Origin of the sequence: Kitasatospora sp. NPDC048407 (genome assembly GCF_043200475.1) — a bacterium.
Classification (GTDB): Bacteria; Actinomycetota; Actinomycetes; order Streptomycetales; family Streptomycetaceae; genus Kitasatospora.
On record NZ_JBICXW010000001.1, the window covers coordinates 150,149 to 175,329 of the forward strand.

Consider the following 25,181-nt stretch of genomic DNA (forward strand, 5'->3'; position numbering starts at 1 on the left):
TTCTCAACTCCGCTTGCAGGGAGTCCAGTTGTCGATCCAGACGATCACCCATGTCGAGTACCACTGCGCCGACGTCGCGCAGACCGCCGCCGAGCTCCAGGCCGGCTTCGGCTTCCGGCGCGACGCCGAGCAGCCGGTGTGGCAGCCCGGGCTGCGGGCCGTCCACCTGATCCAGGGCGGCATCCGGCTGCGGCTGCTCTCCAGCGAGCTCACCGACCACCCGGTGGCCCGCTGGGTCGAGCGGCACGGCGAGGGCGTCGCCGTGCTGGCGCTCGGCTGCGCCGACCCGGCGGCGGCGCTGGAGCGGGCCGAGCGGCACGGCGCCGAGGTGCTGGACCGCGCGGGCGCGCTGATCGCCGGGTTCGGCGACACCGCGCTGCGCTTCGTCCCGCTGCCGGACGGCGGCCCGGAGACCGTTGGCGGCGACCTGTTGGACGCCCTCGACCACGTCGCGATCTGCGTGCCCGCCGGGCGGCTCGCCGAGTCCGTGCGGTTCTGCGAGGCCGCGCTCGGCATGCGCCTGATCTTCGGCGAGTACATCGAGGTCGGCGAGCAGGCGATGGACTCCAGCGTGGTGCAGAGCCCCTCCGGGGACGTCACCTTCACCCTGATCGAGCCGGACACCGGCCGCCGGGCCGGACAGATCGACACCTTCCTCGCCGATCACGACGGCGCGGGCGTCCAGCACCTGGCGCTGCGCACCGACGACATCGCCACCGCCGTCCGCGCGGCCCGCTCGCACGGCGTCGAGTTCCTGACCACCCCCGGCGCCTACTACGACGGCCTGGCCGAACGGCTCGGCGACACCGCGATCCCGCTCGGGACGCTGCGCGAACTGGACGTGCTGGTCGACCAGGACCACGGCGGCCAGCTGTTCCAGATCTTCGCCCGCTCCACCCACCCACGGCGGACCTTCTTCCTGGAGCTGATCGAGCGCCAGGGCGCGGGCACCTTCGGCACCGCCAACATCAAGGCCCTGTACGAGGCGGTCGAGCGCCAGCGCGCCGCCGCCTCCGTCTGACGCCCGACGCCCGACGCCTGACGCCTGACGCCTGCCCCACCCGCCCCGCACCCGTCCTCCGAGGAGGAGCACCCCGTGACCGCCGCACCCGAGTTCGTCCTGACCCCGGCCGAGACCGCCCTGCTGCCCACGCCCGAGGAGGTGGCCGGCTACCGCGAGCACGGCTGGTACCTCTCCGGGAAGCTGTTCACCGACCAGGAGATCGACACCCTCCAGGCCGCCACCGACGACTACTACGAGGGCCGGCGCGACCGCACCCTCGCCGTCCGCCCGCCGCGGCTGGCCGCCTGGGAGCCCGCGCACGGGCAGGTCCAGCGGCACAACGACTACGTGCACTACGAGAGCGACGCGATCGCCGCGATCCTGCGCAAGCCGCTGGTCGGTGCCGTCGCCGCGGTGCTCGCCGGGGCCGAGGAGATCCGGATCTTCCAGTCGACCCTGATCTTCAAGCCGCCGGTGCCGGAGGAGCCCTCCAACCAGGTGCCGTGGCACTTCGACAAGCACTACTGGCACACCTCGACCTCGGACGACATGCTGACCGCCTTCATCCCGTTCCACGACTGCGGGGTGGAGAACGGCACCATCACCATGGTCGACGGCAGCAACCGCTGGGAGGAGCTGCCCTCCGAGGAGGACGCCACCCGGCACTTCGCCCAGCGCGACCGCTTCGAGCTGGAGTCGATCCTGGCCGCCAACGCCGCTCACAACGGCGCCGAGGTGCGCAAGGTCCCGGTGGTGATCCCGCGCGGGCACATCAGCTTCCACCACTGCCGCACCTACCACGGCAGCGGCGCCAACCTGGCCGACTTCCCGCGCCGGGCGATCTCGCTGCACCTGCAGGACGGCGCCAACGAGTACCGCCACGCCACCCGCCCGGACGGCTCCCCCGCCGCGTACAACCACGACGTGCTGGTCCGCCGCACCGCCGACGGCCGCCCCGACTACGCCGACCCGGAGATCTGCCCGGTCATCTGGCGGGGAGCCCGGTGACGGACCTGCCCACGCCGAACCGGCCCACGCCGGACCTGCCCGGCTCCCGCGACCACGACCACGACCGCCCCCGCGACCACGACCACGACCACGACCTCGACCCGGTCGACCTCGACTCCCCCGCCGGGCGCTACCGGATGCTGCGGCTGATCCGCGGCTTCGAGGAGCTCGCGCTCGGCCTGGTGAAGTCCGGGGAGATCACCGGCGGCATCCACCCGTACATCGGGCAGGAGGCGGTGGCGGTCGGCGTCTGCGCCGCGCTGCGCCCGCAGGACCGGATCACCTCCACCCACCGGGGCCACGGCCACGTGCTCGCCAAGGGCGCGGCCCCGGACCGGCTGCTGGCCGAACTGCTGGGCCGCACCGGCGGGTTGAACCGGGGACGGGGCGGCTCGATGCACGCCGCGGACTTCTCGCTCGGCATCCTGGGCGCCAACGGCATGGTCGGCGCCGGCGGTGCGATCGCGGTCGGGGCCGCCTGGTCGGCCCGGCAGGCCGGCGAGGACCGGGTCGCCGTCGCGTTCTTCGGCGACGGCGCGCTCAACCAGGGCGTCCTGCTGGAGTCCCTCAACCTGGCCGCGATGTGGCGGCTGCCGGTGCTGTTCGTCTGCGAGAACAACGGCTACGCCACCACGCTGCCGGCCGCCACCGCGGTGGCCGGCAGCGCCACCGGCCGGGCCGCCGCCTTCGGGATCCCCGCCGTCGAGGTGGACGGGATGGACACCGAGGCCGTCCGCACGGCAGCCGCGGAAGCCGTCGCGCGGGCCGCGGCCGGCGGCGGACCCGGCTTCCTCGAGTGCCGCACCTACCGCTTCGAGGGGCACCACACCATGGAACGGCTGATGAAACTGCGCTACCGCACCCCGGAGGAGGTCGCCGGCTGGCGCGGCCTCGACCCGCTGCCGCGCGCCGCCGCGCTCCTGCCGCCCGGTCTGGCCGAGCGGCTGGACGCCTCGGTGGCCGAACAGCTGGCCGCCGCCCGGCAGTTCGCGCTCGGCTCCGAACTCCCGTCCCCTGATGGCGCGTTGGAGTACCTCTACGCGGACGGGCTGCGTCCGAGGGCGGGGTCCGGGGCATGAGGCTCTCCTACACCAAGGCGCTCAACCGGGCGCTCATCGACGCGCTCGCCGAGGACCCGGCGGTATGCGTGTTCGGCGAGGACATCGGCGCCGGCATGGCCGGCCCCACCCTCAACCTGCTCGACCGCTTCGGCCCCGGCCGGATCGTCGACACCCCGCTCTCCGAGCAGGCGTTCACCTCGATGGCGATCGGCGCCGCGCTGACCGGGCGGCGGCCGGTGATCGAGTTCCAGATCCCCTCGCTGCTGTTCCTGGTCTTCGAGCAACTCGTCAACCAGGCCCACAAGTTCTCGCTGATGACCGGCGGCCAGACCGGCGTCCCGCTGACCTGCCTGGTGCCGGGCTCCGGCTCCCGGGACGGCTGGGCCGGGCAGCACTCCGACCACCCGTACAGCCTGTTCGCGCACGCCGGGATGAAGACCGTCGTCCCGGCCACGCCCACCGACGCCTACGGGCTGCTCCGCTCGGCGATCGCCGACCCTGACCCGGTGGTCGTCTTCGCCCCCGCCGGCGCCCTGCCGGTGCGCGAGACCGTGACCTGGGAGCTCGCGCCGATCCCGCTCGGCTCGGCCCGGATCCACCGCGAGGGCACCGACGTCACCGTGGTCGCCGTCGGCCACCTGGTGCACGACGCGCTGGCCGTCGCCGAGGAGCTCGCCCCCGAGGTCTCCGTCGAGGTGTTCGACCCGCGCACCCTGTACCCCTTCGACTGGACGGCGCTGGCCGCCTCGCTGGAACGCACCGGCCGGCTGGTCGTCATCGACGACTCCAACCGCAGCTGCGGCATCGGCGGCGAGATCATCGCCACCGCCGCCGAGGAGATGCGCCTGATCGCCCCACCCCGGCGGATCACCCGCCCGGACGGCACCGTCCTGCCGTTCGCCCCCGCACTGGACCGCGCCCTGCAGCCGAACCGCGACCAACTGCGCGACGCCGTCCGTGCGGTGACGAAGCAGCAACGACCCTCGTGCGGCAAGGACCGGGGACAGTGAACCTGACCGCCGAACTCACCTCCCTCAGCCCGGCGTTGCGCTCCGCCCTGGCGGCGTCCGGCGACGACCGGATCTTCTACGACCTGGGCGGCATCACCCGTCGCTACACCGCGCTGCGGGACGAACTCCCGGGCGTCGCCGTCCGGTTCGCCATGAAGGCCTGCCCGGTGGACGAGGTGCTGACCGAACTCGCCGCGCTCGGCGCCGGTTTCGACGCCGCCGGCCCGAACGAGATCGCCCAGGCCCTGCGCACCGGCGTCCCCGCCGAGCGGGTGCACTACGGCAACACCATCAAGTCCGACCGGGGCATCGCCGAGGCCCACCGCCTGGGCATCCGGGACTTCGCCACCGACAGCCTCGCGGACGTCGCCGCGATCGCCCAACACGCCCCCGGCGCCCGGGTGTTCTGCCGGCTCGCCACCAGTGGCACGGGCGCGCTCTGGGGCCTGAGCCGCAAGTTCGGCTGCTCGGCGGCCGACGCCGTCCGCGTGATGACCGCGGCCCGCGCCGCCGGACTGACCCCCGCCGGACTCTCGGTGCACGTCGGCTCGCAGCAACTGACCGCCGAAGCCTGGACGGCGGCCTTCGACCTGCTCGCCGACGTCATGGTGGAACTCGAACGGGACGGCATCCGCCTCGACCATGTCAACCTCGGCGGCGGCCTGCCCGCCCTCGGCTACGTCGACCGCTACGGCGCCGCCCTCGAACCCCCGCTCGACGAGATCTTCCACACCGTCCGCCACGGCCTCGACCGGCTGCGCCGACTGCACGGCGGCGGCCTGCGGTTCGTCCTGGAGCCCGGCCGCCACCTGGTCGCCGACCAGGGCGCGATCCGCACCCACGTCTACCGCCTCACCGACCGCCAACAGCCGGACGGCGAGCGGGAACACTGGCTCTACCTGGCCTGCGGAAAGTTCAACGGCCTGTACGAGATGGACCAGGTCCAGTACCGCCTGGTCTTCCCGACCCACCCCGACGAAGACCGCGTCCCCGCCGTCATCGCCGGCCCCACCTGCGACAGCGACGACACCTTCCCCCACGGCCACACCACCGGCCGCGTCCCCGTCCCCCGCACGGCAGCCTCCGGCGACCCGGTCTGGATCCTCTCCAGCGGCGCCTACGCAGTCAGCTACCTCACCCAGGGCTTCAACGGCTTCGACCCCCTGCCGTACACGGTCCTCCCGCCCGACGCCTGACGTCGAACCGAGGCGCCCCCGACGCGAGCGAGCCCGGCCACTTGTGCGAATGGCCGGGCCCGGGGTGTCGAAAATGTGGTTACCCGACGGACGAGTAGGCGATGATGCCGCGGCGCATGCCGTCGACGGCCTTGCGGGCGGTGCGGCGGAGTTCGACGTTGTCGCCGGCGGCGTCCTGGATCTGGCCGAGGACGTCGATCAGTTGCTTGGTCCAGCGGACGAAGTCGCCGGCGGGCATGTCGGCGTCGCGCAGGACGGAGTCCAGGTCGTGGCCGAGCGCCCAGCGGTAGGCGGGCCAGGCGAAGCCGAGGTCGGGTTCGCGCTGGCCGACGCCCTCGGCGGTGGAGATCTTGTGCTGCTCCTCGAGTGCGTCGAGCTTGCCCCAGATCCGGACCATCCGGCCGAGCGCGTCCTTGGCGCCGCCCTCGGGGACCCGGGGGGCGGTGGCGTCGTCGGACTGCCGGGCCTCGTAGACCAACGCCGAGGCGCAGGCGGCGAGTTCGGCGGCGGCGAGGCCGTCCCAGATGCCTTCGCGGATGCACTCGGAGGCGAGCAGGTCGAGTTCGCCGTAGAGCCGGGCCAGGCGCTTGCCGTCGTCGGTGACGGTGTCGCCGCTGAGGTAGCCGAGGTCGGTGAGCAGGCCGCAGACCCGGTCGAAGGTGCGGGCGATGGTGTGGGTGCGGGAGCGCATCCGGCGTTCCAGCAGTTCGGTGTCGCGGTGCAGGCGGTGGTAGCGCTCGGACCAGCGGGCGTGGTCCTCGCGTTCGTCGCAGCCGTGGCAGGGGTGCTGGCGCAGGGCTGCGCGCAGCCGGGCGATCTCGGGGTCGTCGGCGGCGGCGGCGCGGCCCTTGCGGAAACGCTCGGGCTCGAGGTGGCCGGCCTTGGTGCGCAGCGCGGAGGCGAGATCGCGGCGGGACTGCGGGCTGCGCGGGTTGAAGGACTTGGGGATGCGCATCCGGTCCATGGCGGCGACCGGGTGCGGGAAGTCGATCATCGCGAGGCGCTTGACCTGGCGTTCGGCGGTGAGCACGACGGGGCGCGGCCCGTCCTGGTAGTCGGGGTGGCGGGGGCCGCTGCGCCCGTGCCGGCCGCGGACGTCCGGCGGCAGGCCGGGGTCGAGGACCAGCGCGAGGCCGGCGAACTTGCCGGTGGGGACGTGGATGATGTCGCCGGGCTTGAGCTGCTCGATGGAGTCGATGGCGGCGGCGCGGCGCTGCGAGGAGCCTTCGCGGGCGAGTTCGTTCTCGCGGTCCTTGAGTTCCCGGCGCAGCGACATGTATTCGCCGAAGTCGCCGAGGTGGCAGGTCATCGACTCGCGGTAGCCGTCCAGGCCTTCTTCGTTGCGCTGGACCTGGCGGGCGATGCCGACGACCGAGCGGTCGGCCTGGAACTGCGCGAAGGAGGTTTCCAGCAGTTCGCGGGAGCGGTGCCGTCCGAACTGGCCGACCAGGTTGACGGCCATGTTGTAGGACGGGCGGAACGACGACTTCAGCGGGTAGGTGCGGGTGCCGGCCAGGCCGGCCAGCGCCTCCGGGTCGAGGCCGCGCTGCCACAGCACGACGGCGTGGCCCTCGATGTCGATGCCGCGGCGGCCGGCCCGGCCGGTGAGCTGGGTGTATTCGCCGGGGGTGATGTCGGCGTGGGTCTCGCCGTTCCACTTGACCAGCTTCTCCATGACCACCGAGCGGGCGGGCATGTTGATGCCGAGGGCGAGCGTCTCGGTGGCGAAGACCGCCTTGACCAGGCCCTTGACGAAGAGTTCCTCGACGACTTCCTTGAACCGCGGCAGCATGCCGGCGTGGTGGGCGGCGATGCCGCGCTCCAGGCCGTCGAGCCACTCGAAGTAGCCGAGCACGTTGAGGTCTTCGTCGGGGATGTCGCGGCAGCGTTCCTCGACGAACTGGCGGACGGTGAGGCGGTCGGCCTCCCGGTTCAGCCGCAGGCCGGAGTTGAGGCACTGCTGGACGGCGGCCTCGCAGCCGGCCCGGCTGAAGATGAAGGTGATCGCGGGCAGCAGGCCCTCGGCGTCGAGCCGGTCGATCACGTCGACCCGGCCCGGCGTCCAGACCCGGCCGGGGCGGCCGGCGGGCATCGAGCGGCCGCGGCCGCGGGCGAACCTGTCCCGGCCGCGGTCGCTCTCGGAGCGGGCCAGGCGCACCAGTTCGGGGTTGACCGCCTTGGCGGGGTTCTTCAGGCTGCCCTTGGGGCGGCCGTCCCGGTCCGGGCTGGCGAACAGGTCGTACATCCGGTTTCCGGCCATCACGTGCTGCCACAGCGGGACGGGGCGGTGCTCGGAGACGATCACCTCGGTGCCGCCGCGCACGGTGTCCAGCCAGTCGCCGAACTCCTCGGCGTTGGAGACGGTCGCGGACAGCGAGGCCAGGATCACGGATTCGGGGAGGTGGATGATGACCTCCTCCCAGACGGCGCCGCGGAACCGGTCGGCGAGGTAGTGCACCTCGTCCATCACCACGTAACCGAGGCCGTCGAGGGCGCTGGACCCCGCGTACAGCATGTTGCGCAGCACCTCGGTGGTCATCACGACCACCGGTGCGTCACCGTTGACGGAGTTGTCACCGGTGAGCAGGCCGACCTTGGCGGCGCCGTAGCGCTTGACCAGGTCTCCGTACTTCTGGTTGGACAGCGCCTTGATCGGCGTCGTGTAGAAGCACTTGCGGCCGGCGGCCAGCGCCAGGTGGACGGCGAACTCGCCGACGATGGTCTTGCCGCTGCCGGTGGGGGCGGCGACCAGGACGCCCTTGCCGCTCTCCAGAGTCTGGCAGGCGCGGATCTGGAAGTCGTCGAGCGGGAAGTCGTACAACTGCTGGAAGCCGTAGAGGGCCGTTGCCTGCTCCTTGGCGCGCTCGCGGGAGGCCGCGTACCGCTCGGCGGGGCTGAGCTGCTCTTCGGGCATGGGGTTGCCGTGCACTGGCGTCACCTTTTCTTCCCGTGGGTGTGGCTGGACGGGGGCGCAGACGGCGACGCCTGCGGCTGCGGGGCCGTGGCCTGGGACGGCGACGGGGCGCGGCGGGTGCTTGGGGTGTGGTGATCGAGCATCTCAGCCTGAGATTACCCGTCTGGAGTGACATCAACATCAGACTTTTCCGGCAGCTGAAACGGGTTGCGGGCGGGCGGTGCGAAGCGTGATCGGACGGGTGCCGGGGGTGATCGGGAAAGGGCGCGCGGATCGGATGGGGTGGAATCCAGGCGGGGCGCGCGGATCGGATGGGGTGGAATGCACGCGGGGCGCGCGGATCGGGTGGCGTGGAATGCAGGCGGGGCGCGCGGATCGGGCTGTACGGGGTGCGGGGCGGGGTCCTGGTGGGGTTCCGGCGGGGTGTCCCGGCGGGTTCGGAAAACCGGGTGCGGGTCGAACTCACGTTCCGCTAGCGTCCTCGCCGTGGCCAAGTTGAACCAGATCATCGCCGTGGAAAAAGGCGTCAAGTCGAAGTCGTTCCAGGAGCTGACGCAGGCTCACCAGGATCTGCAGAAGCCCGCGCTGCTGGCCGGTATCTCCCGGTCGTACCAGCCGAAGGACGAGGAGGGCGAGCAGTTGCCGCCCGAGTCGACGCGGGTGCAGGTCAAGGCGGAGGACGTGCTGCGTGCCACCGCCACCACGCTGACCCGGCTGTTCGACGTGACAGCCACCAAGGACTGGGCCAACACCGAGGCCCGGGCGGACGTGGTGGTGGACGGGCGGACGCTGGTGGCCGGTGCGCCCGTCACCTACCTGCTGTTCCTGGAGAAGCAGTTGACCGACCTGCGGACGTTCGTCCGCAAGCTGCCGGTGCTGGACGCCGCCGAGTCCTGGTCGCACGACCCGTCCTCGGACGCGTGGAAGACCGAGGCGGTGCGCACCATCCGCACCAAGAAGGTGCCGCGCAACCACGTGAAGGCGGAGGCGACGGAGAAGCACCCGGCGCAGGTCGAGGTCTACTACGAGGACGTCGCAATCGGGTACTGGACGACCGTGAAGTTCTCCGGCGCACTGCCCGCGCGGCGGGTGAACGAGCTGCTGGAGCGGGTGGAGAAGCTCCAGCAGGCGGTGCAGTTCGCCCGCGAGGAGGCGAACGCCGCGGAGGTCACCGACCGCCGGGTCGGCGACGCCGTTTTCGGCTACCTGTTCGGGTAGCCCCACGAGCCCCCCGGGTGAGACCGGGGGTGGCGCGAAAAGCGCAAGCTGACACTGAAGTTGAAGCTGACTTCGGGGTACAAGGTGGAGGTTCGAGTCCTCCCCCCGGCACCAACACGCGTCGGGGTGGCCCAACTTGGCAGAGGCAGCCCCGTCAATCTCAGACTCTCGCTCAAGTCTCAGCATTCGCCGCCGAGCGCCGGATCGACCGGTCGAGGGCCGGTAACGTCGGATGCGGGTTCGACTCCCGCCTGCGCCTCTCCGCGGCGCGGTAGCTTCAATGGCAAAGCACGACGTTGTGAGAGTGACCCTCGGCCTTAAACGTGCCGGCGCAGAGCAATTGGGTGGCACCGCAGGGGCCCGGGAGCTGGATACCGCTCCCGGGCCCCGTCACGTTTTGGGGGCGGGTTCGCCGGCACGTTTCGGGCGCGGGTGCGTCGTTACGTCGCGGGGGCGGGTTCGCCGGCACGTTTCGAGCGCAGGTGCGTCGTTACGTCGCGGGGGCGGGCGCGTCGTCACGTTTCGCGGGCCAGGTGCGCCGTCACGTTTCGGGCGCGGGTGCGTCTCGTTTCGGGGCGGCCGCGTCGCACGGGGTGAGCGGTTCGGGCGGCTCCCACGAGTTGATCTATGCGGAGATGATCCGCGCGTAGATGATCTGGTCGGCGGTTTCGAACGTGATCAGCCGGAGCCGCTGCGGAAATCGCACTCACGTGAACTGTTCACATCCAGAGTTGCAAATGTCTTCATGTGGTCAGCGAATCGGCCTCGCTCGATCGACTTCCGACCAGAGTCGGACGATTGCGATCAGCAGATGGCCGCAGTGCGATCCGGTTCCTACAGTCGTGCCACCGAACCCCACGACAGGAGGACAGGCGATGGCGAATCTCGAGACCTCGCTCAAGGAAGCCATGACCATCGAAGGTGCCATCGGGGTGGCCCTGGTGGACTACGGCAGCGGGATGGCCCTGGGCACTCTCGGCGACGGCGGGGAGATCGATCTGAATGTCGCCGCCGCTGCCAACACCGACCTGGTGCGTGCCAAGATGCGGGCGATGGAGATGCTCAACCTCCACGACGACGGCATCGAGGACATTCTGGTCACCCTGACCGGGCAGTACCACCTGATCCGCCCGCTCACCACGGCCGGCGGGCGAGGACTGTTCCTCTACCTCGCGCTCAACCGCAGCCGGTCCAACCTGGCAATGGCCCGGCACCAGTTGAAGCGGATCGAGGCGTCCCTGGAGGTCTGAGCGCGGGCGGCGGCCTGCGGGCCGCCGGCGACAAAGGGGAGGAAGCATGCCCGTACCGCTGTACCAGGCCAAGGCCGAGTTCTTCCGGATGCTCGGCCATCCGGTCCGGATCCGAGTGCTCGAACTGCTCCAGGCGGGGCCGACGCCCGTCCGCGACCTACTGCCCGAGCTCGAGATCGAACCGTCCAGCCTCTCCCAGCAGTTGGCCATCCTGCGCCGCTCCGGCCTGGTCACCGCCACCCGCGAGGGATCCACCGTGGTCTACGCGCTGGCCGGCGCCGACGTCGCCGAACTGCTGCGCACCGCACGCCGGATACTCACCGAGCTGCTCGCCGACCAGGGCATGCTGCTGGAGGAGCTCCGCGCGTCCCACTGACCACCCCCCGACGGGCCACCCTGCTCCCATCCGGATGGCCCGTCAGTGGTGTTCGGTCACGCAGTTCGCCCGGCCCGCCCGGCCCGCCAGGCCCGCCAGGCCCGCCAGGCCCGCCGGGCTCGCCCGGTCCGCCCGGCCCACCCGGTCCGCCCGGCCCGCCCGGTCCGCCCGGTCCGCCCGGTCCGCCCGGATCAGGACTCGGCGAGGGCGAGTGGCAGGCACACCACGCTGACCGTGTCGTTCGGCTCGGCCTCTTCCGCCCTCCGGGTACACCTCCAGGAACCGCCCCCGGATTGGGCCGAACGCCGCGAGCACTGATGCTGTGTGACATTTCACACGTCATACTTCTAGCCGAATCGCGCCCTCCCCGGCCACCATCGGCAGGTGACCCACACCGACTCCTTCCTCGCGCTGAGCGCCGCCACCGGCCGCTTCAGCTACGGCTCGCCCCGCGCGGTCACCCTCGCCGCCGACGCGAGCCGCGCCCTGTTCCTGCGTTCCACCGGCCCGACCGACCCGGTCGAGCGACTGTGGAGCTATGACCTGACGACCCATCAAGAGCGCCTGGTGGCAGACCCGTTGGCGCTCGCTCCCGCCCGCACCGGCGCGGTCGCGGACCTGCCTCCGCTGGAGCGTCGCCTGCGCGAACGGATCCGGCTGTGGGCGCCCGGCATCGGCTCGTTCGCGGCCACCGCCGATCTCGCCACGGCGGTCTTCGCCCTCGACGGCCGGCTCTTCCGCTGCGAGACGGCGACCGGCGCCTGCACCGAACTCCCGGTCTCGGCGCCCGCGTTCGACCCGCGACCGAACCCGGACGGTTCGCTGGTCGCGTACGTCGCCGACGACGCGCTGTACCTGGCGCCGGGCGGCCGGCTCAGTCCGGCGGACGGGGCGCGCTGGGGCGTGGCGGAGTTCGCGGCGGCCGAGGAGCTGGGCCGCTCCCGGGGCCACTGGTGGTCGCCCGACGGCACCGCGCTGCTGGCCGCCCGGGTGGACGAATCGGCGCTGCCGCTGCGGCACTTGGGCGACCTGGCGCACCCGGAGCGGACGCCGGACTCGTTCGCCTACCCGCAGGCGGGCGGCCCGAACGCGGACGTCCAGCTGTGGGTGCTGCGCCTGTCCGGCGCCCGCACCCAGCTGCGGTGGGACGACGCCGAGTTCCCGTACCTGCTGGCGGCCGACTGGGAGGGCGACGGGGAGATCCTGCTGACCGTCGCGGACCGGTTGCAGCAGCGGGTGCTGCTGCTGAGCGCCGACCCGGCCACCGGCATCACGCGTAAACTCTCGTGCACCGAGGACGAGTTCTGGGTGGACCCGCTGCCGGGCACCCCGCTGCGGCTGCCCGACGGTCGGGTGCTGACCTCGGCGGACACCCCGGCGGCGCGCGGGCTGGCGCTGGACGGCAAGCCGCTGACGGACGAGCGGCTGCAGGTGCGCCGGGTGGTCGGACCGTGGCAGGGCGGCCTGCTGGTCGAGGCGGGCGACGGCGACCCGGCCGACCAGCACGTGTACCTGCTGGACCCGGACGGCGGCGCCCCGGAGCGGCTCACCGAGGGCCCGGGCGTTCACGCGGTGGCCGCACACGGCGAGGGCGTGCTGCTGCTCGTCTCGGCCACCCTCGACGGCGTCCGGCGTGAATTCCGCCAGCACGGCGTCCGCACCGGCGAGCTGCCCGCCCTGACGGCCGAACTCCCCTACCGGCCGGAGCCGTTGCTGGCCCGGGTGACCGAGCACGGGCTGCCCACGGCGGTGCTGTACCCGCGCGGGCACGTGGCGGGGCGCCGGCTGCCGGTGCTGCTGGACGTGTACGGCGGCCCGGGCTACCAGGCGGTCGCGAACGAGCCGCGCCGCTGGCAGCTGAAGCAGTGGTGGGCCGACCAGGGCTTCGCGGTGGTGACCGTCGACAACCGCGGAACGCCTTTCGTGTCACCGGAGTTCACCCGGGCGATCTTCCGCCGCTTCTCGCAGGTGGCGATCGACGACCAGGTGGCGGCCCTGCACGCGCTGGCCGCGGCGCACCCGGATCTGGACCTGTCCCGGGTGGGCGTGCGCGGCTGGTCGTACGGCGGCTACTTCGCGGCGCTGGCGGTGCTGCGCCGTCCGGACGTGTTCCACGCGGCGAGCGCGGGTGCGCCGCCGACCGACTTCCGGCTGTACGACACGGCGTACACCGAGCGGTACTTGGGGCTGCCGCAGGAGAACCCGCAGGGGTACGAGGCGGACTGTCTGCTCGCCGACGCGCCGTCGCTGACCCGTCCGCTGCTGCTGATCCACGGGCTGGCCGACGACAACGTGCACCCCTCGCACACGATGCTGCTGTCGCAGGCGCTGACCCGGGCGGGCCGACCGCACGCGGTGCTGCCGCTGCCGGGGGTGAGCCACATGCTGCCGGACGGGGAGCTGGAGCGGGTGGCGGCGGTGGAACTGGACTTCCTGCGCGGGGAGTTGGGGATGACCTCTTCCACCTGAAGCATGACATGTGAAATATTACCGACCATCCCTTTACCTTTCCTTCCGCTAAGGAGCGGGTCTCTTGCGCAGACTCCCCACAGCCCTCCTGGCTGCGCTGACCACCGGCGCGATAGCGCTGACCGCCGTCCCGGCGTTCGCCCAACCGTCTTCCCCCGCAACGCCGTTGAGCACTGAGGGCCGCGAGGCCCCGCCGTCCCCGCTGCCGCCCCAGGAGAAGGCCCGGCAGGCGCTGAAGACGCAGGCCATGGAGCAGGTCAACCAGGGCAAGGTCGCCAAGAGCGACAAGGGCACCACCCCGGCCAAGGTGAAGATCGGCAACGACTACGTCCAGCTCGCGCACCAGCGCACGGACAAGGTGTTCGTGATCCTGGCCCAGTTCGGCGACCAGGTCGACAACTCCACGCTGTACAACGGAAAGCCGCGCTACGGCGGCACCCCGGGCCCGCAGCACAACCAGATCCAGCAGCCGGGCGCGGACGACACGCACACCTACTGGCGGAGCGACTTCAGCCGCGACTTCTACCAGAAGATGTTCTTCGACGACACGCCCGGCGCGAACTCGATGCGCAACTTCTACCGCACCCAGTCCTCGGGCCGGTACGACATCGAGGGCACCGTCACCAACTGGGTCACCCTGCCCTGGAACGAGGCCCGTTACGGTTCCAACAAGGGCCCGCAGGGCGGCGGCGGCTGGACGCAGGCGCAGGAGTTCGTCCGGGACGCCACCAAGGCCTGGTACGACGGCGAGATCGCCAAGGGCCGCTCGGCGGCGGACGTCAAGGCGGAGCTGGCGCAGTACGACGTCCAGGACCGCTACGACTACGACAAGGACGGCAACTTCGACGAGCCGGACGGCTACCTCGACAACGTGATCGTGGTGCACGCCGGCGTCGACGAGACCTGGGGCGGCGGCGCGCAGGGCTCCGACGCCCTTTGGGCGCACCGCAGTTGGACGTTCCCCGACCCGTCCGGGCAGACCGGCCCGGCGGGCAACCGGATCGGCGGCGCGCCGGTCGGCGACACCGGCCTGTACGTGTACGACTACGTGCAGGCGGGCGAGAACAGCGGAGTGGGCCTGTTCTCCCACGAGTTCGGGCACAACCTGGGCCTGCCGGACCTGTACTCGACCAACGGCGGCGACAACTCCGTCAGTTTCTGGTCGCTGATGTCCTCCGGCTCGTACCTGGGCAAGGGCCGGAACACCACCGGCGAGTACCCGGGCGACCTGGACGCCTGGAGCAAGTTGCAGATGGGCTGGCTGAATTACGACGAGGCGCAGGCCGCCACCCGTTCCAGCCACACCCTGGGCGTCTCCGGCTACAACACTGACCAGGCGCAGGCCGTCCTGGTGCACCTGCCGCCGGGTTCGACCACCACCACGCTGGCCGACCCGTTCGAGGGCGGCGCGCAGTGGTGGAGCGACACCGGTGACAACATGGACGCCTCGCTGGCCCGCACCGTGGACCTGACCGGCGCCACCGGCTCGGCCGCGCTCGACACCGCGGCCTGGTGGGACACCGAGCAGGACTACGACTTCTTCACGGTGGAGGCCTCGGCCGACGGCGGCCGCAACTGGACGCCACTGCACGGCACGGTGGACGGACAGCCGATCGGCGACACTCCCGCGAACACCCCTGGCCTGAGCGGAAGTTCGGGCGGCTGGCGCCAGCTGCACCTGCCGCTGGACGGCTACCTCGGCAAGCAGGTGCAGGTGCGCTTCCACGTCACCTCCGACACCAACACCCACGGCAAGGGCGTGCTGGTGGACGCGGTGAAGCTGACCGCGGACGGCGCGGTGCTGCTGGCCGACGGCGCGGAGGGCGGCCCGGGCGACTGGGCGGCCGTCGGGTTCTCGGTCATCCACGGCAAGGACGCCGTCAAGCAGCACCCGCGGGCGTACCTGGTGGAGAACCGCCGCTACGTCGGGTACGGCGCGTTCCTGAAGACCGGCCCGTACAACTTCGGGTACTCTGGCGTGCCGAACAAGTCCAACGTGATCGACAACTACCCCTACCAGGAGGGCGTGCTGGTGTGGCTGTGGGACACCTCCTACGGCGACAACAACACCGTCGACCACCTGGGCGGCGGCCTGATCCTGCCGGTGGACGCGCACCCGAAGGCGCTGCGGTTCGCGGACGGCTCGACCACCAACGGGCGTTCGCAGCCGTACGACGCGACGTTCTCGCTGAAGAAGACCGACGCGTTCACGCTGCACAAGGCGGGCGTGGCGACCAAGGTGCCCTCGGAGCCGGCGGTGCCGGCGTTCGACGACCGCCACGGCGTGTACAGCGACCCGGCGATCCCGCAGCTCGGGGTGAAGGTGCCGGACACCAACACCCGGATCGAGGTGGTCCGCGAGACCCAGGGCGGCAAGCTGACCACCGTCCGCGTGGGCCCGGCGTCCTGATACCGGCGCTCTGAACCCCTGACCGGCCGGCGACTGTTCCTCTTGTAAAGCTTCCTTTAGAAAGCTAGCTTTACATACATGAGCGAACAGCCGTCGGCCGTCCGGCTGACCGACCCGCGCGCCCTGCGCGCCTACGCCCACCCGACCCGGATGGCCCTGGTGGGCCTGCTCCGGGTGCACGGACCGCTGACCGCGACCCGCGCCGCGGAGCTGCTCGGCACCGAGTCGGTCGCCAGCTGCTCCTTCCACCTGCGCCAGCTCGCCAAGTACGGGCTGGTCGAGGAGGCCGGCGGCGGGCGCGGCCGGGAGAAGCCCTGGCGGGCCACCGCCACCTTCACCAGCTGGGAGTCCTCGCCCACCGACCCGGAGCAGGCCGCCGCCGTCGACACCCTGCAACGCGCCGTGCTGAACAGCTACTTCGCCCGCGCCACCGCCTGGCTGGAGCACCGCGCCAAGGACACGCCCGAGTGGCGCGAGGCGATCGGCTTCGGCGACACCGTGGTCCGGGTCACCCCCGAGGAACTCACCGAACTCCTCACCCGGATCGAGGAGTTGACCCGCCCCTACCTGGAGCGCACGGACGCCCTCCCCGAAGGCGCCCGCCCCGTCCAGCTGATGCAGCTGGCCGTGCCGACGGACGTACGGCAGTGATCAACCGCCCCCGGATACCCGAGCTGCTGCGCGATCCGGCCTTCCGCCGCTACTGGAGCGGGCAGACCATCTCCTCCCTCGGCGACCAGATCACCCTGCTGGTGATCCCGCTGATCGCGGTCTCCGCCCTGCACGCCGACGCCGCGCAGATGGGCTACCTGGCCGCCGCCGGCTACCTGCCGTACCTGCTGCTGTCGCTGCACGCGGGCGGCTGGGCCGACCGCTACGGGCGGCGGCGCCGGGTGATGATCGCCACCGACCTGGGCCGCGCCGCGGTGCTGCTGACCGTCCCGCTCGCCTGGGCGGCAGGCGTGTTGACGCTGTTCCAGCTGTACGCGGTGGTACTCGCGGTCGGCGCGCTCTCGGTGTTCTTCAACGTCTGCAACCCGCCGCTGTTCGTCGCGCTCGTCCCCGCCGACCAGTACCTGCGCGGCAACGCGCTGATCAACGGCAGCCGCGCCGCCTCCTACGTGGCGGGCCCGGGCCTCGGCGGTCTGCTGGTCCAACTGCTGGCCGCGCCTTTGGCGTTGGTGGTGGACGCGCTGTCCTTCCTGGCGTCCGCGCTGTTCCTGCGCCGGATCGACCCGGCGGAGCCGCCGCCGGCCGAGGCCGGGCGCGGCTCGGCGGGCGAGGGGTTGCGCTGGATCCGCCGCTCCCCCGTGATCCGGGCCGCGCTGCTCGGCACCGCCACCGTCAACCTGTTCACCTTCGTCATCAGCGCGTTGTTCATCCTCTTCGCCACCCGTGAACTCGGCTTCAGCGCGGGCCTGTTGGGCTCGGTGCTGGCCGCCGGCGCGGTCGGCGCGCTGCTCGGTGCGGCGGTCACCGGACGGCTGGCCGCCCGGATCGGTGTCGGGCCGGCCTTCCTGCTCGGCCTGGTGCTGTTCCCCGCGCCGCTGCTGCTGATCCCGCTGGCCGGCGGCTCGACCGGCACCGCCGCCGCACTGCTGTTCGGTGCCGAATTCCTTTCCGGTGTCGGCGTGATGATCCTCGACATCTCGGGTGGGACGATCTTCGCCGCCTGCATCCCGGACGCCCTGCGCTCCCGGGTGTTCGGCGCCTACCAGGCCGTCAACTACGGGGTGCGGCCGCTCGGTTCACTGCTCGGCGGTCTGCTCGGCTCCACCCTGGGCCTGCGCCCCGCGCTCTGGATCGCCGCGATCGGAGCGGTGGCCTCCGGACTGTGGGTGCTTTTCTCGCCGATCCCGCGCCTGCGCGAACTCCCCGTCCAGGAAGGGCCGGTGGACCCGGACGAACCGGCTGACCAGGAAGAACGGACCGAACAGTCGGTCTGACAACGGATCGGGATGGCGAGGCACCATAGCGCATTCGGGCATATGCCCGATGGATATGGCCGAAAGTCTCGCCCTCCGGGGGCCCCGCCGGTAGCGTTGCGTCCCGGTCAGACTACCGCAGGTGAAAGCGGTGGCCAGGGACGCACCGTGCCCCGCACGGTGGGGAGGGAATGCGGTACGTGCCCGGTATCGAGGAATGCCTTGCGGAAGCCATGGGGATCACCGGCGCCCTGGGGGTCAGCCTGGTCGACTGGACCAACGGCCTGGCCATCGGAACCGCCGGACTGGGCCCCGACGGCGACCACGAGGTCGGGGCCGCCGACGCCACCGAACTCGCCCGGGCCGTCACCCAGACCCCGTCGTTCGCCGACCCGGACTCCGGTGCCCCGCCCGCCGAGGACGTCATCGTCACCTCGGCCGGTAACTACCACCTGATCCGCTTCGTCCCCGCCGCCTTCGACGCGAACGTCTTCCTCTACCTCCGGCTGGACCGCGACCACGCCAACCTGGCGATGGCCCGGCTCCGCCTCGCCGCCATCGCCGACCGACTGGTGCTCAGCTGATGTGGCCCACCGACACGCTCACCGCGCCCGCCGCGACACCCACTCCTTCGACCGTCAACACGCTTCCCCCGCGCCTCCTCCCGCACCGCGTCCCGCCGCCGGCCCGGCACGTCGCACCGCCGGCCCGCGCACTCGCCGCCGCGGAGCTCACCCCGACGACGCCCGTCCCGGCAACACCTGCGCAAGCCGTCATTCCACCGATGCCGACCGTACCGCCACTACTGGTCGCCTCCCCATTGGCCGCTCCCCAACTCACCGCCACCGCACCACAGTTGACGCCAAGAATGCGACGCACCCAGGCCGCTCCACTGCCGCGCCGCCGACGTTCCAGCTGCGCGCCCGCGACCACCTTCGAGGCCGCGCTCACCGACCTCGCCGCCCAGGCCGCCACCGGCGTCCTGCACGGCCCGGACGGCGCGGTGCATCTGGCGGCCGGCCTGGTGGTGCACGCCGAGTCCGCGCGCGGCGCGAGCGTCGGCCACCTGCTCACCGGCGCGGGCCGGATCACCCTCCGCGCCTGGGAGGAGAGCGTGGCACTCGGCGGCGGGCACCCCGCCGACCACCTGCTCGCGGTCGGCCTGGTCGGCACCGGCGAACTCGAACTCGCCCGCCTCGCCGCGACCTTGGACGGCGCCCAGGACGCGCTCGCCCAGCACAGCGTCGAACTGCGCTTCGACCCGGCCGCCCGCCCGGCCTTCCAACTCGCCCGCCCGCTCTCCGTCCTGGAGCTGCGCGGCGCGGTCGGCCGGCGGCGCGCCCTGCTGGACGCCTGCTGGCCGTCCGCCGAACTCGACTCCGTCCCGCCGGTCGCCACCGGCGCGGCCCCGACGCGCCGCACCGCCGTGCCGCGCCGCCGCCGCCAGGCGCTGCTGGCCGCCGCCGACGGCATCCGCACCGTGCCCGAACTGGCCCGGCTGCTGGGCCGATCCACCTTCGGCACCCTGCTGGACGTCCGGCAGCTGGCCGCCGCCGGGCTGCTCGCGTCCGGCCGGCCCGCCGTCCTCCCCGACCCGCCACCGGCCGCCGGGCCGCAATCCGCGCCGCCGGACGCGCCAGGGCCTGTCCCCATGCCGCCCGGCCCGCGCTCCTACGACTCCTCGGACCCGGAGGTGGGCCTGCTGCTCCGACTACGCGCCGCTCTGGAGGCCCTGTGACCGCCCTGCCCGTTTGCCCCTGCCCGCCGTCCGAGTCATGAAGCGCACCTTTCGTCAACTGGCCGCGAGGAGGACGCCCGTGCTGCCCGAAGCCGAGGTGCAGGCCGAACTGCGCGGCCTGCGCTCCCGAGTCCCGCACCTGACGGGTTCGCTGGTCGCCACCATCGACGGCCTGGTGGTGGCCCACGACACCAGCGCCCTGGAGGCGGAGAGCGTGGCCGCGCTGACCGCCGCCGCGCTCGGCGTCGGCGCGCGGCTGACGGAGGCCACCGGGCAGGGCGCCTTCCTGGAGCTGATCACCCGCGGCGAGCGCGGCTACACGGCGACGTACGCCGCCGGCTCGTACACGGTGCTCACGCTGCTGGCCGGCGCGCAGGCCAACGTCGGCCGCCTGCACCTGGAGGCCCGCCGGGCCGGGGCGCGGATAGCCGCCCTCGCCGACACGGACCTGGACCGCAGCCCGCTCTGACCCCCTCCCCTCCCTTTGACGCTCATCTCATCTCTGCACCACCCTGGCCCGTCGATCTGACGTGCCGTCAATTCGCTTACCGGAAGAGGTACTTGCACGATGGCTGCTGTGGAAACCGCGCTCAAGGACATCATGGGGTCGATCGAGGGCACCATCGGTGTCGCCCTGGTCGACTACAACAGCGGGATGGCCCTCGGCCTGCTCGGCGGCGGCCCCGACCTGGACCTGAACGTCGCCGCCGCCGGCAACACCGACGTGGTCCGGGCCAAGCTGCGCGCGATGGAGCTGCTCAACCTGAACGAGGCGATCGAGGACATCCTGATCACCCTCTCCTCCCAGTACCACCTGATCCGCCCGCTCACCTCCCGCTCCGGCAAGGGACTGTTCCTCTACCTGGCCCTGGACCGCCACCGGGCGAACCTGGCGATGGCCCGCCACCAGCTCAAGAAGGTCGAGACCGACCTGGAGGTCTGACGCTCGGCCCGCGCGGCTGGGCCTGCCCCGTACTCGGCCGGCGCGGCTGGGCCTGCCCCGTACTCGGCCGGCGCGGCTGGGCCCGCTCCGCGTTCAGCCGGCCCTGCGCAGGGTGAGCAGGCCCCCGGTGGGCACCCGGACGGCGAGTTCCGTCCCGTCCACCGGGGTCTGCGCCCGCGCCACCTCCCCGCCCAGGCAGTCCTGGACCAGCAGGTCGACCCGGCCCGGCGCCCGGTCGAAGTCGATCCGCACCAGGGTGTCCGGGTCGGCGTTCGCCACCAGCAGTAGCCGCCAGTCACCGGCGGCGTGCAGCGGCAGCGGGGCGTAGCGGCCGAACGCGAGCGCGCCGGAGCTCCGCGCCTCGATCACGGGGTACGCCAACTCGGGCCGGTGCGGGCGTAGTTCGCTTCGCTGGAGCAGCTCGCGGTGCTCCTTCATGACGCCCAGCCAGAACCTGAGCGCGCCCAGTTGCTCGGGGCGCTGCGCACCGAGGTCGACGGAGACCTGGGCGGTGGCGAACAGGACCGACTGGAGCAGCACGGCGATCTGTTCCGGGCTCTCCTCGGGGTGCCAGGTGAGCGGGTCGGCGTGCACGGCGAGCGGTCCGGCGGTGAGTCGCAGGTCCGCGGTGCGGACCCGGTTCTCCACCGCGTTGTGCGGGCAGTCGGCGGCCCGGACCATGGTGGCGTAGGGCCACAGGCCGGGGCCGAGGTAGTCCTGCCGGTGTTCGACCAGCACGTCGGGGCGGGTGGCGCGGAGCCGTTCGTCGAGGGCGGCGAGCAGTTTCCGCACGCCTTCGGCGACGGTGGCGCAGTCCGCCTCGGGTGAGGCGGTGTGGGGTGCGGCGCCGGGTGCGGGCCGGCGGGCGAAGGTGTCGACGAAGTCGACCTTCAGGCCGTCGACGCCGTACTTCTCGACGGCTGCGGCGAGCCGTTCGACCTGGTGGGCGCGGACGGTGGCGCTGCGCGGGTCGAGCAGGTGGGTCTCGAGTTGCGGCAGGTGGGCGAGGGTGTGGCCGGCCAGTCGTTTCGCCGCTTCGCTGCGGTCGCCGACGAACGGGACGGCGTGCCACAGCAGGTAGTTCAGGCCGAGGGCGCGGATCCGGGCGACGTGCGCGGCGAAGTCCGGGAAGTCGGTGGGGGCGGGCTGCCAGTCGCCGGTGGTGGCATAGGAGCGGGTGCGTTCGTCGGTCTGCCAACCGTCGTCGACGATCAGGGTGCGGAAGCCGAGCGGGGCGGCGAGTGCGGCGAGTCGTTCGACGTCGGTGGCGGCCATCGCCAGGTGCAGCGCGTACCAGGTGCAGAACACCGGCTCGAACGCGGCGTCGGGGACGGTCCGGACGGGCGCGAGGGTGGCCCACCAGTCGGCGCATTCCCGTACGGTGTCGGCGAAGTGACGACCAGTCAGGTCGAGGCGCAGGACGGTCTGAGGGCCGTCCTGCTCGATCCACCAGCTGTAGCGTCCGGTCTCCTCGACGGCGCCTTCGCCGATGGCGACGGACCGGACGAGTTCACCGACGGCGAAGGTGCACAGCGCGCGGTCGCCCGGGCCGACCAGGCTGCCGACGGGCGCGCCCTTGGGCAATGACGCCTCCCGGGGTGTCGCCCAACTCGGGGGCAGCCAGCGGGCGTTGGTGTTGGGTGTCCAGTAGCCGGTGGCGCCGGTGCAGGGCAGCTGCCACTCGATCCGCAGGCGGGCGTCCGGTTCGGTGGTGGACGCCTCGATCAACAGCACGCCGGCGGCGTCGAGTTCGGTCACCGTCACGGCCGGGGCGCTGTCGCTCCCGACCGCCGTCACCCGGACGGCGAGCGGGCCGGCGTCGACGATGCTGTAGGTCTCGGTGCGGCCGGACGGCGGCGCGGAGCCGTCCCAGGACAGTGTGGTCACGCGGGGTTTCCTTTCGCAGGGGGTGGTCCCGCCCCGGCCGGCCGCGGAAGCGGTAGGACGGCCGGCCGGGGCGGGTGTTCGGGGTGCGCCGGCGCAGCAACGCGGCACGCCGGTCAGCGGCTCAGCGGCTCAACGGCTCAGCGGCGCAGCGGCCCTTCGCAGGTGTAGTCGGCGGTGCCGGCCCGGCCGCCGGGCCAGATGTCGACCTTGCCGAAGTAGCAGTTCATGTCGTCGAGGTTGTTGGTGACGCCCTTGGTGCGCTCGAGGACGAAGTGGTCGACGGTGCCGGACATGTCCTTGAACACCTGGTCGGGGCTGCTGGAGTCGGCGAGGTTGGCGGTGATCCGGCCGGTGCAGACGAAGCGCATCGGCTTGTTGTTCCAGTCGCCGTTGTCCTTGCAGTCGGGGGTGTTGTAGGTGGCCTTGGCGAACGCGTCCCGCACCTCGGAGGGGTAGGCCTGGGCCAGGTACCCGTTGGGGGTGAACTTGGTGCTGGGTACGGCGAGTTGGTCGACCTTCTTGATCTGCTGGTCGAGGAACGCCGAGTACTCGCGGTCGAGGTTGCGGTCGGCGCCGAGGCGGGTCCGCCAGGCGTCGTAGCCGGCCGGGTCGTCGGCGCGCTGGTAGCCGTACATCTCGCGCAGCAGGGACGGGTGGGCGGTCCACAGGAACTCGAAGAAGGTGCCGGCGTAGTTGTAGAAGTGGAAGTCGGGCTTGTCGGCGTAGCGGGCGTGCAGGATCTGGTCGACGGTCATCCGGGGCAGGCCGGCCGCCTCGTCCTGGGCGAGCTTGTTGACCAGGGCCTTGCGGACCTGGATGCCCTGGTCGCGGGTGGCGCCGTCGAAGAACTCGGCGGTGCCCTCGTCCATCGCGGTGGTGCGGTCGTCGGCGTACCAGCGCTCGTCGCCGTAGTAACCCGGCACCGCCCAGCGGCCGTTGAGGTAGTGCGTGTACTCGTGGCGGAACAGCTCCTCCAGCGTCAGGTACGAATCGACGCTGGTGCGCTGGTAGGTGTAGAAGGTGGCGCCCTTCTCGATGTAGATGCCGCCGTTGCTGGTCTCCATGCCGGTCAGCAGGGGGTGGTAGACCTCGTAGTCGGCCCGGGACGCGTAGAGGTGGATGTGCAGGGTGGAGTTGGTGTCGCCGGCCAGCGGGGCGTCCGTGCCGAGGACGCGGAAGAACTGGGTCTTCACCTGCTTGCTGGCGTAGTACATCTGGTCGACGGTGGCCTTGTCGAGGCCGGTGCGCACCTCGATCGCACCGTTGTCGTACTTGTAGGTGTAGGGGAAGAGGCGGGCCTCAAAAGCGTCCTTGCAGACCCCGAACTGGGCGCACACGCCGTAGGTGTTGGCCCAGCCGGCCGCCTTGATCCAGGGCGCGGAGTACTCGCCGAAGGTGTTCCGGGTGTCCGTCAGGAGCGGGCCGATGTCCGCGGTGATCTGCGGCTTGAGGGCGTCGAGTTCGCCGAGCCGGCCGTACTCGGCCATCGCGTCGCGGGCCACCCATTCGTTCGGGGTGCCCTTGAGGTACCCGGCGGTGGCGAAGCCGCGCAGCAGGGCGCGGTGGGCGGGGTCGGCCGCGACGGCGGTGGTGTACGCCTGGTCGCGGTTGTTGATGCCGAGGTAGTTGGCGGTGAGCGCGGCGAGCACGCCGCCGCCCCACTGCGGGACGGCGACCAGTGGGCTGCCGGGGCCGAAGTGCGAGAGCAGCTGCTTGAACAGCGGCAGGTTGTGCTCGCGGATGGCGGTGGCGCCGGCCGCGATGCCCAGTTCGCGCATGACCAGGCCGGCCTCGGGGGTGGCGTCGAAGGCGTGGCCGCTGGCGAGGTGGGCGTCGATGGCGCGCTGGACGGCGGTGGTGGTGGGTGCGGTGGTCAGGTCGATGCTCTTCTGCGCGAAGTCGTGGAAGACGGCGGCGTGCAGGAAGTACCAGAGCCGGTACAGGGCGGGGCTGTTGGTTCCGGCGAGGCTCTGCGCCTTGGCGGCGACGGCCTGCACGTGCGCCGGGTCCATGGTGGTGGCGAACCGGGCGTCCCAGGTCCACAGGGTCCCGCCGAGGCAGGCCTCGGTGACGGCGGGGTCGGCGAGGAAGTCGGCGAGGCCCTGCGGGGAGAGGGCGGTCAGGCCGTTCAGGTCGCAACTGACGCCGGCCGCGGTGCTCGCCAACTCGGCTGCGGTGGGAGCGGGTTGGCCGACCTTGGGGGGCAGGGCGCCGGGGATGTGGTCGCCACCGAGGCTTCCGCCGCCGGGTGCGGGCGCGGCGGTGCCGGCCTGCGGGGTGGCGCTGCCGAGGTGTTCGGCCTCGTCGTACGCGGTGCGCTCCGCGGGCGCGGGCACGGGCGCGCCGGCGGGGGCGGGCGCGGACACGGGCGCGCCGGCGGGGGCGGCGGGCACCGGGTCGGCGGCGACGGCGTGGGTGCTCTGGAGCACGGGCAGTGCGAGGGTCACGGCGATGGCTGCGGCCAGCAGGGTCTTTCGGGGTGATCGCACGGTGGGGGTGCCTTTCGTCGGGTGGGGGCGTGCTCCAACAGGCCCCGTCAGGGGCGCGAGGAACTGCGTGGGTGACCGTGCGCATCGGTCGGCCGCGCAGTTCCTTGCGTCCCTCGCGGAGCTGGGGGCGGGGGGCGGGGGCGGGCACGTCTGTGGGGCGCGCAGTTCCTTGCGTCCCTCGCGGAGCTGGGGGCGGGGGGGGGGGGGGGGGGGGGGGGGGGGGGGGGGGGGGCGCCCCCCCCCCCCCGCGGGGCGGGGGCGGGGGGGGGGGGCGCGCGGCGCGC

Annotated in this window: 19 protein-coding genes; 16 read left to right on the forward strand and 3 right to left on the reverse strand. The window is 72.3% G+C overall.

Annotation, left to right across the window (positions count from 1 at the left end):
* Positions 1–28: 28 nt before the first annotated feature.
* The 5 genes from ACGFWJ_RS00805 to ACGFWJ_RS00825 all read left to right on the forward strand — a co-directional run bounded on the left by ACGFWJ_RS00805 (position 29) and on the right by ACGFWJ_RS00825 (position 5,278).
* Complete coding sequence (locus ACGFWJ_RS00805; protein WP_392943887.1) at positions 29–1,021, forward strand: VOC family protein; 993 nt, start codon at positions 29–31, stop codon at positions 1,019–1,021.
* Positions 1,022–1,096: 75 nt separating this feature from the next.
* Positions 1,097–2,011, forward strand: coding sequence for a phytanoyl-CoA dioxygenase family protein (locus ACGFWJ_RS00810; protein ID WP_392943889.1), 915 nt, complete (start codon positions 1,097–1,099; stop codon positions 2,009–2,011).
* Complete coding sequence (locus ACGFWJ_RS00815; RefSeq protein WP_392943891.1) at positions 2,008–3,090, forward strand: thiamine pyrophosphate-dependent dehydrogenase E1 component subunit alpha; 1,083 nt, start codon at positions 2,008–2,010, stop codon at positions 3,088–3,090. Before ACGFWJ_RS00810 ends, ACGFWJ_RS00815 begins: the two co-directional genes overlap by 4 nt.
* Positions 3,087–4,082, forward strand: a complete 996-nt coding sequence (locus ACGFWJ_RS00820; protein ID WP_392943893.1) for an alpha-ketoacid dehydrogenase subunit beta — start codon at positions 3,087–3,089, stop codon at positions 4,080–4,082. The genes ACGFWJ_RS00815 and ACGFWJ_RS00820 overlap by 4 nt, the downstream gene beginning before the upstream one ends.
* Positions 4,079–5,278, forward strand: a complete 1,200-nt coding sequence (locus tag ACGFWJ_RS00825; protein WP_392943895.1) for a type III PLP-dependent enzyme — start codon at positions 4,079–4,081, stop codon at positions 5,276–5,278. The genes ACGFWJ_RS00820 and ACGFWJ_RS00825 overlap by 4 nt, the downstream gene beginning before the upstream one ends.
* 79 nt (positions 5,279–5,357) lie before the next feature.
* Here the strand turns inward: ACGFWJ_RS00825 and ACGFWJ_RS00830 are convergent, their stop codons facing one another.
* A complete protein-coding gene (locus ACGFWJ_RS00830) occupies positions 5,358–8,192 on the reverse strand; it encodes a DEAD/DEAH box helicase (RefSeq protein ID WP_392945437.1) in 2,835 nt (944 codons plus the stop codon).
* Positions 8,193–8,678: 486 nt separating this feature from the next.
* On the opposite strand from ACGFWJ_RS00830, the gene ACGFWJ_RS00835 reads away from it, so the two are divergent.
* The 11 genes from ACGFWJ_RS00835 (at position 8,679) to ACGFWJ_RS00885 (ending at position 20,521) form a co-directional block, all read left to right on the forward strand.
* Positions 8,679–9,410, forward strand: coding sequence for a hypothetical protein (locus ACGFWJ_RS00835; protein ID WP_387864650.1), 732 nt, complete (start codon positions 8,679–8,681; stop codon positions 9,408–9,410).
* Positions 9,411–10,285: 875 nt separating this feature from the next.
* Entirely contained in the window at positions 10,286–10,660 is a 375-nt protein-coding gene (locus ACGFWJ_RS00840) for a hypothetical protein (protein WP_100584647.1), read from the forward strand.
* A 46-nt stretch (positions 10,661–10,706) separates the two neighbouring features.
* Positions 10,707–11,036, forward strand: coding sequence for an ArsR/SmtB family transcription factor (locus tag ACGFWJ_RS00845; protein ID WP_387633916.1), 330 nt, complete (start codon positions 10,707–10,709; stop codon positions 11,034–11,036).
* Between the two features lie 384 nt (positions 11,037–11,420).
* Complete coding sequence (locus ACGFWJ_RS00850; protein WP_392943898.1) at positions 11,421–13,505, forward strand: prolyl oligopeptidase family serine peptidase; 2,085 nt, start codon at positions 11,421–11,423, stop codon at positions 13,503–13,505.
* 64 nt (positions 13,506–13,569) lie between these two features.
* Positions 13,570–15,915, forward strand: coding sequence for an immune inhibitor A domain-containing protein (locus tag ACGFWJ_RS00855; protein ID WP_392943900.1), 2,346 nt, complete (start codon positions 13,570–13,572; stop codon positions 15,913–15,915).
* A gap of 78 nt (positions 15,916–15,993) precedes the next feature.
* Entirely contained in the window at positions 15,994–16,566 is a 573-nt protein-coding gene (locus ACGFWJ_RS00860) for a winged helix-turn-helix domain-containing protein (protein WP_392943902.1), read from the forward strand.
* Positions 16,563–17,861, forward strand: coding sequence for an MFS transporter (locus tag ACGFWJ_RS00865; RefSeq protein WP_392943904.1), 1,299 nt, complete (start codon positions 16,563–16,565; stop codon positions 17,859–17,861). Before ACGFWJ_RS00860 ends, ACGFWJ_RS00865 begins: the two co-directional genes overlap by 4 nt.
* A 179-nt stretch (positions 17,862–18,040) precedes the next feature.
* Positions 18,041–18,424: a hypothetical protein gene (locus ACGFWJ_RS00870; protein ID WP_387633928.1), complete on the forward strand. Its 384-nt coding sequence runs from the start codon at positions 18,041–18,043 to the stop codon at positions 18,422–18,424.
* On the forward strand, positions 18,424–19,578 hold the full coding sequence (locus ACGFWJ_RS00875; RefSeq protein WP_392943907.1) for a hypothetical protein: 1,155 nt from the start codon (positions 18,424–18,426) through the stop codon (positions 19,576–19,578). Before ACGFWJ_RS00870 ends, ACGFWJ_RS00875 begins: the two co-directional genes overlap by 1 nt.
* A 37-nt stretch (positions 19,579–19,615) precedes the next feature.
* On the forward strand, positions 19,616–20,047 hold the full coding sequence (locus ACGFWJ_RS00880) for a roadblock/LC7 domain-containing protein (RefSeq protein ID WP_392943909.1): 432 nt from the start codon (positions 19,616–19,618) through the stop codon (positions 20,045–20,047).
* Between the two features lie 99 nt (positions 20,048–20,146).
* A complete protein-coding gene (locus ACGFWJ_RS00885; RefSeq protein WP_387633933.1) occupies positions 20,147–20,521 on the forward strand; it encodes a hypothetical protein in 375 nt (124 codons plus the stop codon).
* Positions 20,522–20,614: 93 nt separating this feature from the next.
* On the opposite strand, the gene ACGFWJ_RS00890 is transcribed toward ACGFWJ_RS00885, so the two are convergent.
* Together ACGFWJ_RS00890 and ACGFWJ_RS00895 are read right to left on the reverse strand one after the other, a co-directional pair.
* On the reverse strand, positions 20,615–22,408 hold the full coding sequence (locus tag ACGFWJ_RS00890; RefSeq protein ID WP_392943911.1) for a glycoside hydrolase family 36 protein: 1,794 nt from the start codon (positions 22,406–22,408) through the stop codon (positions 20,615–20,617).
* Positions 22,409–22,545: 137 nt separating this feature from the next.
* A complete protein-coding gene (locus ACGFWJ_RS00895; RefSeq protein WP_392943913.1) occupies positions 22,546–24,897 on the reverse strand; it encodes a collagenase in 2,352 nt (783 codons plus the stop codon).
* Between the last annotated feature and the right edge of the window lie 284 nt (positions 24,898–25,181).